At 44.8% G+C, this 14629-nt stretch carries 15 protein-coding genes; 6 read left to right on the top strand and 9 right to left on the bottom strand.

Annotated features, from left to right (window positions below; translation table 11 throughout):
* The first annotated feature begins 3 nt into the window (after window positions 1–3).
* On the top strand, window positions 4–456 hold the full coding sequence (locus AB1K83_RS17365; protein WP_413059468.1) for a hypothetical protein: 453 nt from the start codon (window positions 4–6) through the stop codon (window positions 454–456).
* A gap of 149 nt (window positions 457–605) precedes the next feature.
* Window positions 606–1166, top strand: coding sequence for an integrase (locus AB1K83_RS17370; RefSeq protein WP_413059469.1), 561 nt, complete (start codon window positions 606–608; stop codon window positions 1164–1166).
* 252 nt (window positions 1167–1418) lie between these two features.
* Here the strand turns inward: AB1K83_RS17370 and AB1K83_RS17375 are convergent, their stop codons facing one another.
* Window positions 1419–2483, bottom strand: a complete 1065-nt coding sequence (locus AB1K83_RS17375) for a DUF4179 domain-containing protein (protein ID WP_413059470.1) — start codon at window positions 2481–2483, stop codon at window positions 1419–1421.
* Window positions 2458–3006 (bottom strand): sigma-70 family RNA polymerase sigma factor, encoded by a 549-nt coding sequence (locus AB1K83_RS17380; RefSeq protein ID WP_413059471.1) that lies wholly within the window; start codon window positions 3004–3006, stop codon window positions 2458–2460. Before AB1K83_RS17380 ends, AB1K83_RS17375 begins: the two co-directional genes overlap by 26 nt.
* Window positions 3007–3177: 171 nt before the next feature.
* Here AB1K83_RS17380 and AB1K83_RS17385 point away from each other — a divergent pair, with 171 nt between their 5' ends.
* Both AB1K83_RS17385 and AB1K83_RS17390 read left to right on the top strand, forming a co-directional pair.
* Complete coding sequence (locus tag AB1K83_RS17385) at window positions 3178–5829, top strand: BTAD domain-containing putative transcriptional regulator (protein WP_413059472.1); 2652 nt, start codon at window positions 3178–3180, stop codon at window positions 5827–5829.
* Window positions 5830–5898: 69 nt separating this feature from the next.
* Window positions 5899–6702, top strand: a complete 804-nt coding sequence (locus AB1K83_RS17390) for an SDR family NAD(P)-dependent oxidoreductase (RefSeq protein WP_413059473.1) — start codon at window positions 5899–5901, stop codon at window positions 6700–6702.
* Window positions 6703–6823: 121 nt separating this feature from the next.
* Here AB1K83_RS17390 and AB1K83_RS17395 read toward each other — a convergent pair whose 3' ends face one another.
* Window positions 6824–7369 carry a 2,4'-dihydroxyacetophenone dioxygenase family protein gene (locus AB1K83_RS17395; protein ID WP_413059474.1) on the bottom strand — a complete coding sequence of 182 codons (546 nt, stop codon included), beginning with the start codon at window positions 7367–7369 and terminating at the stop codon, window positions 6824–6826.
* Between the two features lie 194 nt (window positions 7370–7563).
* On the opposite strand from AB1K83_RS17395, the gene AB1K83_RS17400 reads away from it, so the two are divergent.
* Window positions 7564–7896, top strand: coding sequence for a zinc ribbon domain-containing protein YjdM (locus AB1K83_RS17400; protein WP_413059475.1), 333 nt, complete (start codon window positions 7564–7566; stop codon window positions 7894–7896).
* A gap of 441 nt (window positions 7897–8337) precedes the next feature.
* Window positions 8338–8607 (top strand): excalibur calcium-binding domain-containing protein, encoded by a 270-nt coding sequence (locus AB1K83_RS17405; RefSeq protein ID WP_413059476.1) that lies wholly within the window; start codon window positions 8338–8340, stop codon window positions 8605–8607.
* 45 nt (window positions 8608–8652) lie between these two features.
* Here the strand turns inward: AB1K83_RS17405 and AB1K83_RS17410 are convergent, their stop codons facing one another.
* From AB1K83_RS17410 to AB1K83_RS17435, 6 genes are all read right to left on the bottom strand, one after another.
* Window positions 8653–9630: an aliphatic sulfonate ABC transporter substrate-binding protein gene (locus tag AB1K83_RS17410; RefSeq protein ID WP_413059477.1), complete on the bottom strand. Its 978-nt coding sequence runs from the start codon at window positions 9628–9630 to the stop codon at window positions 8653–8655.
* A 114-nt stretch (window positions 9631–9744) separates the two neighbouring features.
* A complete protein-coding gene (locus tag AB1K83_RS17415; protein ID WP_413059478.1) occupies window positions 9745–10740 on the bottom strand; it encodes an ABC transporter substrate-binding protein in 996 nt (331 codons plus the stop codon).
* Window positions 10741–10763: 23 nt separating this feature from the next.
* A complete protein-coding gene (locus AB1K83_RS17420; RefSeq protein WP_413059479.1) occupies window positions 10764–11516 on the bottom strand; it encodes an ABC transporter permease in 753 nt (250 codons plus the stop codon).
* Entirely contained in the window at window positions 11449–12291 is an 843-nt protein-coding gene (locus AB1K83_RS17425; protein ID WP_413059480.1) for an ABC transporter ATP-binding protein, read from the bottom strand. Before AB1K83_RS17425 ends, AB1K83_RS17420 begins: the two co-directional genes overlap by 68 nt.
* Before the next feature lie 74 nt (window positions 12292–12365).
* Window positions 12366–13295, bottom strand: a complete 930-nt coding sequence (gene cysK, locus AB1K83_RS17430) for a cysteine synthase A (protein ID WP_413059481.1) — start codon at window positions 13293–13295, stop codon at window positions 12366–12368.
* A 136-nt stretch (window positions 13296–13431) separates the two neighbouring features.
* Window positions 13432–14610 carry a class I SAM-dependent methyltransferase gene (locus tag AB1K83_RS17435; protein ID WP_413059482.1) on the bottom strand — a complete coding sequence of 393 codons (1179 nt, stop codon included), beginning with the start codon at window positions 14608–14610 and terminating at the stop codon, window positions 13432–13434.
* Between the last annotated feature and the right edge of the window lie 19 nt (window positions 14611–14629).

Here is a 14629-nt window from a genome sequence, read left to right on the forward strand (position 1 = left end):
ATCATGAAGAACGGCAAGGTATTCCTGCTAATTTCTCTCCTTTTGCTCGGTGCTTGTAGCAAGAATGAAGTATTCGAACATATCGAGGTGTTCAGCATCGAAACGATGGACGAATCGGAGGACCCTGTTATCCCATACACTCTGTCCGGCCATAAAAATACTAATAGCATCACCTATACGCGGGAATGGCGGGACAAAGTAAAGTTCGAAGTGTCGGCAATCGAGGATTATTATGACACGGATGGCAACTATATTAAAACGGTTGTTTTCCATTCGTCAGGAGAACATAAAAAGCTTCACAATCAAATTAGCGGGGACAAAGAAGAGGAAGAGTTGAATGAACCATCGACCATTTTGCTATCGCCAGAATATAAACAAACTAGCTTGGAATTGACCGAGGAAGAGAAAGAACGGGTGAAGCGGCATGTGGAGTCTTATGTAGACCGCCTGAAATAGTATTTCTCTCTTGAATTCAATCTATTTTTCTTGCATAATAATAAATAGAAAAGAACAGACTTCTATCATTTACCCCTTAAGTACCCGTCTTTCAAAATATGAAACCTCGCCAAGTGAAAATTATAGATAAGAGAGTAAGGGAAATGTGAATGAACAATAGAATAAAGATGAAGCGCATTAAGCAATGGATGCGTTCCACTGCAGATGCCGTCCGTATGGATACTGTCTTGAAACGTCAACAGACAGGGGTTAACATGAGTTATGACTTCATACAGGACATGGTCGGCTATGACTTGGAACGATTGCCAAAAGCGCGTCGAGAAATGAAACAACCGGTTTCGCTAGAAGCCTATGTTCGAACATTGACGATGCACGAACTGGGCCATGCGGTAGACCGCGAGGCATTGCTCGCCTCATTTGATCGGACGGTTGAAATTTTCAAGATGAAAAAAACCTATTCCGCTGCGGAACAACGTAGGGATCTCGGCACATTTACCATGCTGATCGAAGAGCATGAGATGAATATCGCCTTCGAGGAAACGGCATGGGACAACGCCGAAAAGATGAACCGTCTCCACGGCATCGTGGACTGGAATGATTTTTATAATGTGAAAGCGCATAGTCTTTCGACATATCAAGCTTGCTATGAACGGGATTTGCGCTTATATCAACGATTACTGGCTGCCAACAGTACGCCGGTTGCCGTATAAAAAAACTGTCCGACAGAGGACAGTTTTTTTAGTTCTTAAGTCCTTTATTGCAAGCAAATGGTGGTTGAGTGCAAGCAAACGGGGTCTGAACGCAAGCAACCCGGACTGCAGTGCAAGCAAAGGGGTTGTGAGTGCAACCAACTGATCAGGTGCAAGGAACCCGGCGCTGAGTGCAAGCAAACTAGGCCTGAATGCAAGCAACCTGGTTCCGAGTGCAAGCAAAAGGGGTCTGAATTCAAGCAACCAGCAAATTTACGGCAACTCTACAGTAAAGCTTTTAAATTCAATCGGTTCACCTGTGTAGGGCGTGAACTCCAATTTCGTCTCAGAGCCGTCCTCTGCAATTTCGACCCCGCCGCCTCCTGAAGCATGCTGCGCAACCGGCGTGATCGTCAATTTCCTCGCGTCTGCAGAGACCGGATCGAATAACCGGTTGCCTTCGAAGAACTCTCTTCCATCTTTCAATGTCCCTTGGCTGCCACCGGAGTGGGAGCCGAGTTTAATACCCAAATCGTCAACCACTTTGAAATCAATGTTGCTCGTCAGGAAAAAATTCTCCTCTGCTTCCGCGTTAAACCGGATAAGCAAACCCGCCGGACTGATTTTCAATTCGGTGACGGCTAAGCTGATGTCTCCTGCCTGCTGCGTTTCGTCGAGTGTCACTACATCTACATTCGTTTGGGCTTTGACTGGGATTTTGAATTTCCATCGTTGACCGTCCGTACCTTCAAATCTCAACCCCAATGTGAATTCATCGGGCAAGTCGGTGCTTGCATCGATGCTGAATAGCCCGGTCCGGTAATTAGGTGTGACATCCGTTTCCTGCAAACTGCCACCATAACTGCTAGGACTCTTTCCGTTTATCGACACATCAGGAAACCCTCTTGTAAAATAAAGCTCGCCCAACGGCTCTTTCGTTTCAAGCGAATAACTGACGGTCAATCGGGTCTCATCATAAAACACCTCGTTAATTGTCAGCGTATCGCCTCGTGACGTCTTGGATGCCCCGACCATTTGGGTCATTCCCAGATTGCTCACTTGCACTAACCCAGCATCACCCGATTCGCTAAAAATGGAACCGATGATTGGAATTTGCGAAACAAAATTAGCCATGACCGGCGAGACGGAGGCAGAGCCGATCAACAGACCAAACGCCACAGCGGCGGCTCCAACTGCATAGCCCATTTTCTTTCGGATCGATCGCTTCCGCTTTGGCGCATGTTCTGCAATCGTCGTAGCGATGATTGCATCCAATTTATCCATAGGCACTGGAATTTCGTCGATTTCCTCTTTAAATGTTGGAATGTTGTCTGTCATCCAAATACGCCCCTTTCAACTTCGTCCGCAATATGGCAAGTCCGCGCCGAATATTCGTTTTCACCGTTCCTTCCGGACAACTGAGAAACGCTGCAATCTGGCCGATCGTATAATCCTGATAATATCGCAAGAGCAACACGGTTTTATATTTCTCCTCGATTTCCTCCATCGCTTGCAGCAAGTCCAACTGATCTTCGTGAGCCACCTCATCGGCCTCTTCCCAGTTCTCCAAAATCTCTGAACTCAACGGAACAACTTTTTGCTTCTTTTTCAATGAAGCAAGCGCTGTGTTAATCAAAATCCGGGTGATCCAAGTCGAGAAATACTCATCCTGTTTTAATGAAGCTATGGCCGTCAATGATTTATAAACCGTCTCCTGGAATACTTCCAGCGCATCTTCCTCATTTTTCATATACACGTACGCCATCTTGTACAACTTCTCTTTCTCTTCATGAATGATTGCCTGAAAAGCCTCTGTATCGCCTTTCTTCGCCCGTGCCACCAACTTCAACTTCGTGGTCAATCGACCCTCCTCCTTTCCCGCTCACCTATTAGAGCAAATAGGAGCGTGAAACGATTCAACTATTTATTTGAAATACATACCAGACCATTCGTTTTGCTACATTGCGATTTTATCTGTCTATTGCTAACATTAAAAATATAGTTAGAAAAATTAGTTTAGGGGGAGAGAGTCATGTACCAGGTAGCAACGAACGCATTGCACGGCGATCAGCTTTTGCCACGGAATCAATTATTTTCATTGCTATCGTCGCGCTCTTCGAAACATATTTTTCTCCTTACGGCGGGAGCCGGGTACGGGAAAACATCTTTACTAGTCTCTTTTTTTCATGAATATCCCCAACAGGTCTGCTGGGTAAATTTATCGGAACCAATATCCGACTTTGCTTCGTTTCAGCAGCTTATACCAGTAGGTTCTATAGAACAGTCTTCCTGGATTGTTGTAGATCAGTCGGAAAATCTGTTGTTCGATGCGGAGGAAACGGGAAAGTTTATTGCGTGGATTGAACAATTACCTTCTGTTTATTCCATTATTTTATCTGGTCGAAAACTTCCCGAGGATCTTCCGGTAAGCCGGTGGAAAGTGCAACGTTTTGCTTCAACGATATATAAAAATGAATTGGCATACACAGTTGAAGAAGCGGAAGAAGTGTTGAGGCAATTTTATCAAATATCGCTCAGCCGCTATGAAATTGAAAAATTACATGCTGATTTAGAAGGCTGGCCTGCTGGATTTACTTTATTTCATGAAAGTAAAATGAAAGGTTTATCGTTTGCGATTGAAGACACGGCATCTGATCTATATCATTATGTAACTACTGAAGTTAATCGTAACATGCCGGAGGATTTTCAATTATTTCTTATGCGGATATCGTTATTCCGTACCTTACAAGCGTCTTTCCTGCAAAGTTATTTACCTGAAATCCCGATAGATGAATATATAAAAGAAATGGAACGCACTCATTTATTGTTATCAACAAAGCCAGGGGATGCCCTTCAGCTGCATCCTTTATTCCGAAAATATTTTTATAAACTTGCCGAGCAAAGATGGGGCAGCGAGACGATGCGAGCTAACCACCTGAAAATTGCCCATTTATATAAGGGACAATATCAATTTTTTGAATCATTGTCACAAGCTTTTGCCGCCTGGGATGAGGAATTCATTACTGAGATTTTTGTAGAATTATTAGAGCGGTATGAACCGATTGAATTCCTTCGTCTGCTGGATGGATGGTTAGAACAGCTTTCTCCGTCACTTGAATTATCGAGTATGAGCTTATTTTTGTTTCGTTGCATCCCTGTTGAACTGGCAAGCCAGTTAAGAAAGCCATTGCGATCAATTGCAGAACGCTATGAGGAAGAAAGTGCACCTGTATGTGCAGACTTTTTTCATCGTCTGGCGAATATTTCATTTTACCAAGGAGAGTTGAAGCAAGCGGTAAAGGATTATGAAAAAAGCCTTCATTACTCAGAGTTGAATGAAATCGAATCCCTGACTGCGCTCAATATGAGCATGCTCGCCCAAACCCACCGCTTTATGAATGATATGGAAACCGCGTTAGTGCTTTGTCGTCGGGCTTTAGCCATGTCCGAAATAAAAGGGTTTAAGCACTCACAGATGCATGCCCTTTGGACGATGGCCGAGCTGCTAATTGAAGAAGGTGACTTGTCCAAAGCCAAAAGATTTGCAGAACAAGCGATGAATGTTTCGCAGGAAATCGATGAAACATCAATCGTATACCCATTATGTACAATGAGTCGCTATCATCGGAAGAGCGGGCAAATGGCGGAGGCATTCCATTGGGCCAATCAAGCAATCGATCAAGCGAATCGTATTGGGGTGCAAGTCGATAAGGGCTGGGCGCTCGTAGAATCAGCTCTATGTTTCCATGCTAACGGGCAGTTCAATGAAGCGAATCAAAGAATAGAAGAGGCTGCTGGCTTTTTTCGGCAGTTCCGCCATCATCTTTGCGTTATACGACAAAAGCATGTTCTTATATTAAGGGACCAGGGTAATATCGAGGAGTCGGAGCGACTGCAAGGAAAGATACATCAAACTGCTTCGGAATTAGGATATTCATGGCTGCTCGAGGAATTACCAATTAGTAACACACCAAAACTGTGTATCAATTTGCTAGGTCCTTTGTCGATTCAATTGGGGGATAACAAAATTCAGGTTAAGCGGCGGGCAAGCCTGCATCTCTTGCTATTATTAGCGACCAATCCAGGAAGAAGGTGGTCGAAAAATGAATTGATTGGTGCTTTATTTCCCGAAGAAGAGGAAGATGCAGCGTCAAACCAACTATATGTTGCGCTGTCTGTCTTACGGAAGCATTTGGAGCCGGACCTCAAGAGTGGGAGAATGTCGAACTATATCACATACGACGGTTCGCATTACTATTTCCATTTCGAAGAGGTCGAGATGGATACGGAATGTTTAAAAAGAGTATTGGAGCAGCCGTATAGTTACGAATTACTTCGAAAAGCAATTACATTATATCAGGGTGATTTATTGACCGAATATCCTCACGAGGAATGGCTGTTTGAAAGTCGATTGTCTCTTCGGGAAAGTTATTTACGTGCCCTTCGACAGTGGGCTGTCCAGTGCCGGCAGAATGAAAAATTTGAAGAAGCGATTGAGATATTGGAGATTGTTTTAAAGTTGGAGCCATTAGAAGAACAGATCCATTTGGATTATGCTCTGCTTCTTCACAAAACTGGAAAAAGTGGAAAGGCACATAAAGCGATAGAATGGGCGGTAGATTTATTTAAAAAAGAATTGGGAATAAACATTAGGCCCGAATTTAGTAAAGTGTTGTCGATGTAAGGTTCCAGTAAGATTCTCTCCTTACAATGAAAGCGTTACAATCACTACATTGGGGAGGGGGAGAAGTGTATGAAAAAGTTTACAGGTCAGACTGCACTAGTGACAGGAGCAGCCAGCGGTATCGGAAAAGCGATTGCCAAAAAGTTGGGGTGCGAGGGTGCATTTGTTTGGATTACGGATATTAACGAAAAGGCGGGACAGGCTGCAGCTCAAGAGATTAGGCAAGAGGGTGGCAAAGCGGAATTTCTTCCGCTGGATGTTCGCTCTGCGGAAAATGTGACGAGCGTGATTGACCATATAGTTGCACAAAATGGAACTTTGGAAATTCTCGTTAACAATGCGGGAATACCTGGAAATCCAGCGCCTATTGAGCAGATGAGCGATGTGGAATGGCAAACAATGTTAGACATTCACGTGAATGGATCATTTTATTGTTTACGTGCAGCTGCGTCTCATATGAAAAAACAGAGATACGGGAGGATTATTAATATGTCTTCCTTGGCATCGGAAACGGCGCTTCAATATTTTGCCCATTATGCGACGGCCAAATATGCGTTGCTCGGACTGACCGAAAGTAGCGCAAAAGAATTAGGGTTATTCGGGATTACGGTAAACGCATTAAAGCCTGGCATTATCCGATCCGCATTGACGGGTGATCTTCTGGATGTGGCAGAAGAAAGACTGGCAACTTCGACACCGACCGGGACAGTCGGTTCGCCGGACGATGTAGCTGCAGCTGCGGCATTTCTAGCCTCGCCTGATAGCGGTTTCCTAACAGGAATTTCGATCATCGTGGATGGTGGCTTTAGGCTTGTGAATGAAATGGACAAGGTCATGATTGATATGGTAGCTGCGACGGCGGCGACTGAATAAAAACAGCAAAAAACACTCCTCGTACAACTCTAAAGAGCGATACGGGAGTGTTTTTTGCATTAAGTAAAAGGCTGTTCAGAAAGCGGGAAGCACTTTCTGAATAGCCTAAGAACAAGGAGATTCAATCTTGCAATTCGGTCGTCCCAAAGGTGTAATCGACTACCGTCGTATGTTGGAGTGCATTGTTTTCTTTCGCCATATAATAGTGCAGTCGGGCATCAGCCATCACAGCAAGATTTCCGTCATCGTCGTAACCGCCTATCGGACCATGCGAAATCGCGAGCATCGTGCATCCTTCAGGTGAAGTGAACGGTTCATGGACATGCCCTGCAGGTTCACAAGTATAATACCCAGGATGTCCACGATCATCACCTTCTTCATCATAGTAGAAAGTCCCGTCTATGATATAGGCTTCCGAATTTTGGAGATGCCAATGGACGGCTGCTTTCGTGTTCGGATCCACTTTAAGTAGCAAAGTGAAGTTTCCGGAGACCAGATCGCAGTACAACAGTTTAAAATAAGTTCCAGGCATCAACCAATCGGTCCATTCAATCCAATCGGGATTAATAAAATCACGACGGTTTTCATTCATTTTTGGCGTGAGGCCAGGATTTTTCATCCAGAAGACAGGTGAAAATTGTTTTGCGCTGTTTGTTAATTCAGACATGTACTATTCCCTCCTTTTAATTGGTTAACAACTGTTAACGATTTCATTGTAGAATGCCTGCCTTACTGTAAGCTTACTGGCCATCTACACACCGGAAGAAAATTAGGCCGACTTGTCAATAATGCAAGACTATGCCAGTATAGAGGCGGAGAGTAGCTAACTATTGGATGAAATAAAAAGGAGGAAATGGAACAATGGCACTACCAAATTGCCCAAAATGTAATTCAGAATATACGTATGAAGACGGGAATATGCTCGTGTGCCCAGAGTGTGCGCATGAGTGGAATCCACAGGAGGAAGCGGTCGAAGAGGAGAGAGTCTGGATTGACGCGAACGGCAATATATTAAGTGATGGGGATACGGTTACAGTTATCAAAGACTTGAAAGTGAAAGGTAGCTCGAATCCCGTCAAAATGGGGACAAGAGTGAAAAATATCAAGTTGGTGGAAGGCGACCATGACATCGATTGCAAAATCGACGGGTTTGGCGCCATGCAGCTGAAATCGGAGTTTGTGAAGAAGCTATAATCACCGTTTAATCGTACGCAGCGGAGCGGTATCTCGCTGTTTGGTCGTATGACGGGTGTTTAATCGCCCGAAGTGGAGCGGTCCCTCGCTGTTCGGGCATATAACGAGTGTTTAATCGCCCGAAGAGTAGCAGTCCCTCGCTGTTTGGTCGCATAACGGGTGTTTAATCGCCCGAAGCGAAGTGGTTCCTCGCTGTTCGGGCATATAACGAGTGTTTAATCGTCCGAAGAGTAGCAGTCCCTCGCTGTTCGGGCATATAACGAGTGTTTAATCGCCCGAAGAGGGGCAGTCCCTCGCTGTTCAGTCGCATAAGCCCTGTTTAATTGCTCGCAAAGGAACAACTCATCATCGTCAGGCCGTTTAACCGTATTTACCTGATTGCCCAAATTTAACCTTGAAAAGTTTGGAAAAGCGGTTTATGATTCACATAGAGGTGAGTGTATGAGAAAAGTAGGGGTTCTGGTGATCGCTTTTTGCCTAGCCATCAGTTTTTCATTCAGTGCTGCAGATGTAGAGGCGGCCGGACCAAAAATTGTAGAATTCGCGAACTGCAAAGAGCTCAATAAGGTGTATCGGGGAGGCGTAGCGAAATCTGCTTCCGTGAAAAATAAAGGCGGTAAAACGAAATACAAGCCATTTGTATCTGAGGCATTATACAAGGCTAATGCAAAGAGCGATCGGGATAAAGACTTAATCGCTTGTGAAAGATAATAAGCACGTGACGGAAGGCCAAAAGTCTTCCGCCACGTGCTTTTCTCATTTCAATAACGACAAATCAATCAAACCTTCGATGTCATTACTATTAATATAGCCAGCCTCTTTGCTAATATCCGCCATTTCCTGAATTACTTGTTCGTTGACGTCTGTCGTGACTACCAGTCTCTGGAACGCGGCTGCTATTTCTTCGTTGTTGAGCTCCATACCTGTCAGATCTTTAATATGTTTAATAACCAGTGCTTGTGCTTCTTCCGGGTTTTGCTGGATGAATTCGACTGCTTTTTTATGGGCTTGCAAGTAGGCCGCCACTAATTCTTTGTTTTTCAGAAACTCGTCACTCGCCGCAACCACCGTATTCGTCGAGTCTTTGCCCCAAGCAAATTCGTCCCAGTCGAGAATCAGTTTGCCGTTTACTTGTGATTCCAAAATATGACCCCATGGTTCAGGGGAAGCGGCGGCATCCACAGACTTTTGGACAAACAAGGTGGTGGTCTCTGCCGGGGCGGATGCAAACAGTTCAACGGTACCGCCATTCGTTGTCGTTCCTAAATTGGCATCTTTAAGCGCTTTTCGGATCATGATGTCTTGGGTACCCCCGATTCCCGGAATGGCAACTTTCTTACCGTCCAGATCACGGAACGTTGCAATGCCGCTATCTTCTCTAGCGACAACTACGGAACCTCCATTAACTGCACCGGAGAGTATATGGTAGGCGGGGTTTTTGACATAAAAATTAAGGACGGGGCTAGGGCCGACTGTTCCAATATCAATAGCTTTGGTGGCCATCGCTTCCATGAACAATCCTCCAAAGCTGACCGTTTTCGTTTCAATTGTCACTTCATCTCCGAAAGCCTCTTGGAAATAGCCCTTTTCTAGCCCGACTATGGTGGGGAGATGGGTTAAGTTTGGGAAGTATCCGATTTTTACAGTTGAATTTCCGCTTGCTTTGGATTCATTGGAGCAGGCCCCGACTACGGTGATCAGTAGAATTAAAACAACCAGTTTTAGTTTTTTCATAACATTTGCCCTCTCCATTGTCCCTATTTTCTGAATTACAATTAGAAGAAAAAACCCACGTGCCGGTAATCCCGTTATTACGATGGGCAGCGTGGGGGAATGCAACTCGTTCTATTATTGAAGTAAGGAAAGGTCGATCAATCCATCGATATCATTGCTGTCGATATAACCCGCTTCTTTACTAATATCAGCCATCTCCTGAATGACTTGTTCGTTCACCTCTGTCGTGACTTCCAGACGTTGGAACGCAGCGGCTGTTTCATCTTTATTGATTTCCTTGCCAGTCAAATCTTTAATATGTTTGATGACCAAATCTTGTGCTTCTTCCGGGTTTTGCTGGATGAATTCAACTGCTTTTTTATGAGCTTGCAAGTAGGCTGCCGCCAATTCTTTGTTTTTCAGAAACTCATCGCTAGCTGCTACCACAGTATTCGTGGAGTCTTTACCCCAAGCAAATTCATCCCAGTCGAGAATCAGTTTGCCGTTGGCTTGTGATTCCAAAATATTGCCCCAAGGTTCCTGAGTGGCTGCGGCGTCCACGGAGTTTTGAACGAATAGGGTAGCGGTATCGGCTGGAGCTGCCGCAAATAATTCAACTGTTCCGCCGTTATTCGTTGTTTTTAAGTTTACTTCTTGCAACGCTTTTCGAAGCATGACATCTTGTGTACTACCGATTACGGGGATTGCTACTTTTTTGCCATCTAGATCGGCCAGCTCGGATACGCCGCCTCCTTCACTTGCAACGAGCACCGCGCCTCCATTGACCGCGCCCGAAATTAGGCGGAATGTCGGATTCTTCACGTAGAAGTTTAGCAACGGACCCGGCCCAACTGTTCCAACATCAATCGATTTCGTCGTCATCGCTTCCATGAAGAGGCCGCCATTGCTGACTGTTTTCGTTTCAATTGTGATATCATCGCCAAATTCTTCTTGGAAATAGCCTTGTTCAAGTCCGACAATCGTAGCGATATGAGTCAAGTTCGGGAAGTACCCGATTTTCACCGTGTTGGCATTAGACGAAGAGGAGGATTTCTCCCCGCCACCCGAGCAAGCACTTAAGACGCCTAGCAATAAAACGGAAATGATTGTGAAAATCCATGTTTTTTTCATTTGAAATTCTCCTTTTTTGTGGATCAAGCGAGACCCCATTTTTTCTGAACCGACCGCTCCAAGCGTAAAAATACAACGTTATCCATAATCGTTCCGATGATCGCAATAATAATCATGACGGAAATGACAAGGTCCATTTGTCCAAGTGATCTTCCGGTTTCCAACAGCTGCCCAAGCCCGCCGCCGGAACCTAAAAGTTCCCCTGCCATCAACGCGCGCCATGAAAATGCCCAAGCGATGCGTAATCCGGAAAGCAATTGTGGGACGGACGCCGGTAATATGACGGTGCGAATGAAGTGCAGTCCCGTTGAACCGAATGTCTTCGCGACCCGCTGGTAAAGCGTCGGCACATTCCGGAAACCGCTCGTTGCGCTGACGGTCATCGTCCAAGTGGCTCCGATCGTAACAATGAATAGAATGGAAAAATCATTTAAACCAAACCAAATAATCGCAAGAGGGAACCAGACGATACTTGGAATAGATTGCAAGGCAGTGACCAAGAAACCGAGCGTATCTTCCACCAGTTTAAACCGCCAAATGAGATAGCCCATGATCAAACCTAACACAATGGCTATCGCAAAACCGATGAGCAAACGACTCATACTTTTTCCGATCGCCGCTAAAATTTGTCCGTTGACGATACCGTTAAACAATGTTTCGATGACTTGTGTCAAACGAGGAAACATGAAATCCGGCAGTCCCGAAAATCTAGATGTGACTTCCCATATCGCCGCTATCATTGCGATGAAGATGATTCGTCTTAAAGCTGTAGTCATCGCCCATCTCCTCCTTCAACACTTTCTCAATTTCTTCTTCTAAAATAGATAATATTTTTTGTTCGGTATGAAGCGTCACACTATCCGGTAACACTCCGTCCGTCGAGGTCGGAACCGGGATAATTTCTTTAATTTTCCCAGGTCTTGTAGCAAAAACAACGACTTTTTCGGATAGAAGAACGGCTTCCCGAATGTTATGGGTGACGAAAAAAATGGTTACTTTTGTTTTCTTCCAAATTTCAATTAGTTCTTTATGCAGAACCATTCTCGTTTGCTCATCCAATGCAGAGAAAGGTTCATCCATTAATAAAATATCTGGCTCCATCACCAAGGCTCTAGCAATGGACACCCTTTGCTTCATTCCTCCTGAAAGCTGATGTGGATAGGAGTGAATATACTTGCTGAGATGGACCATCTTCAAAATATCGATCGCTTTTGCTTCGGCCTCTTGTTTCGGCATCTTTTTAAGCAACAAACCATAGGTGACGTTTTCCAAGACGGTCAGCCAAGGGAATAAACCGGCTTCCTGGAACACAACGACACGGTCAGGTCCCGGTTTTTCAACTGGTTTCCCTGAAATGCGGATACTGCCTGCATCCGGTTTTTCCAACCCTGCAATCATATATAGAAGGGTCGATTTCCCGCATCCCGAAGGTCCGACGATCGAGACAAAACTTCCTTTTTCAATTTCAAGGTCAATATGATCAAGTACTTTGACTCGTTCTTTGCTTTCGTTCATAAAGCTTTTTTCGATGCCGTCAATTTCTAAATACATTTCCTCACCTCAAACTTTTCTAATCAATTTAGTCGGAATTCATTTAAGGGAAGTACAGCGTTTGTACCACCCCGTCAATAGTTAAATAAGTCACTGGATAAATAGCGTTCCCCGGTATCTGGCGCAATACAGACAACTGTTTGTTCCGGAGTTAGTCGTTTCGCTACTTGTAATGCTGCGTAGACTGAAGCCCCGCCACTTGGTCCAAGCAGGATTCCTTCACGAGCAGCTAAATTTCGAACAGTTTCATAAGCTTCTTCATCTTCTATTTTAAATATCTCATCGTAGACGGAAGTATTTAAAATCGGAGGAATGAATCCGGGACTTGTGCCGACCAGTTTGTGCTTTCCAGGTTTTCCGCCCGATAGGACAGGGGAGCCTGCGGGTTCGACAACATGAACCGTTATGGTTTCATCATATTCCTTCAACGTTTCACCTGTTCCCGTTATCGTTCCGCCCGTTCCCGCCGTTCCCACGAATGCGGAAAGTTTCCGGCCGATAGATTCCAAGGCTGAAATGATTTCTGGTGCAGTCGTTGTCCGGTGGATGTCCGAATTGGCTTCATTTTCAAACTGCATCGGTATGAAACTATTGGGGATTTCCTTCGCGATTTCTTCTGCTTTTTGAATGGCACCGGGCATTTTCTCGTCGCTCGGCGTCAGCACGACTTCCGCTCCATATGCTTTTAAAACATTGATCCGTTCCATTGTAGAAGAATCCGGCATGACGATGATTGTTTGATAGCCACGGGCTGCAGCAGTCATTGCTAAGCCGATCCCTGTATTGCCGGATGTCGGCTCAATGATTGTAGCCCCTGGACTCAACAAACCCGCTTTCTCCGCTTCGACGATCATATTATAAGCAGCACGGTCTTTTACACTCCGGCTGGGGTTGAAATATTCAAGTTTCACATAAACTTGCGCACCGTTCGAATCAGCTAACCGATTTATCTTCACTAACGGCGTGTCACCGATCAGGTCCGCAATGTTGTTCACTACACGCAAAACGTTTCATCCTTTCCTAATCCATTACGCCTCGACGTAATTGCGATGAATTGATTATAACAGATACAATCCTGATAATACATACTAAATTTATATGAAATTAAAAATATGTTAGAAAGCCTGTAGGATTACCGGTTTATTCGCTAAGAAACAAGTGATTACTTTGCAAAAGTTCCTTCTCCAAAAAAGGCTTCGCACCGAGCATGTCCCGAAAGGCTTTATATTGTTGAATGGTTTCCGTTGAATGTCGCTTTTCCGTTCGGTACGCTCGGATTAAAATATTCTTCGGGGTATGTTCCATATCTATAAATTCCAATAACTGGCTTTCGTATCCGACAAGTGATAGCAACTCTGCCCGGATTGAATCTGTCGCAAGAGCGGAGAAGCGTTCTTTGATCAACCCATGTTTCAATAGAACTTGTAGTTCAGGTGATTGAATTTGGCCGAACAGTTCATGCTGGCAGCAAGGCACACTCAAGATTACGCGGGCTCCCCATCGAACCGCACGGGCGAGCGCCATGTCGGTTGCAACGTCACAAGCGTGAAGAGTGACGACCATGTCAACAGCCGTTTCCTCATTATAATCATTGATGTCCCCGACGAGAAATTCCAAGTTGTCATAGTTCAAGTCCTGTGCGATTTGCCTGCATTCCTCAATGACTTCTTTTTTTAAATCAAGTCCGGTCACATTAATGTCCAGCCCTTTTTCAATCCGCAAATAATGATAGAGGGCAAACGTCAAATAGGACTTCCCGGAACCGAAGTCCAGAATGCGGATGGTCCGGTCTTTTGGCAAGTGGGTAAGCGAATCGTCGATGAATTCGATGAACCGATTGATTTGCCGAAACTTGTCATACTTCTGCTTTTTCACTTTGCCGTCGGGGGACTGGACGCCTAACCGGATGAGGAAAGGGTACGGTGTGGTGTCATCAAGCAAATATTGTTTTTTTCGATTATGGGACAAATCGACAACTTTTTTGGAATGAATTTGATCGGACTTCCACATCACCTTGAACTTCTTGGAAAGTTGCACATGTATTTTTTCATCCGCGAACTCGGCATGGACTTGTTTATACCGTTCCAGCAGTTCGGAGAGCTTGCCGTGAACTTCGCTCGCGGGCACGTTTTCATGCTGCAAGATGCGTTCAAATTGATATTCAAACTGTAAATGCAGATGGCCTTTTAACTCAATCGGCTTTACCTTGACTCGCTTGACTTCATCCGATTTCGTGCGGGATTGGCTAATCGTCCCGCTGATGAATGAACTATCGGTCATCCGCCGCGCCAGTTCGTCCACTAATTCTTCAAATTGCATGACAATCGCTCCTTTTTGT

This window comes from Sporosarcina sp. 179-K 3D1 HS, assembly GCF_047228905.1.
Lineage (GTDB): Bacteria > Bacillota > Bacilli > Bacillales_A > Planococcaceae > Sporosarcina.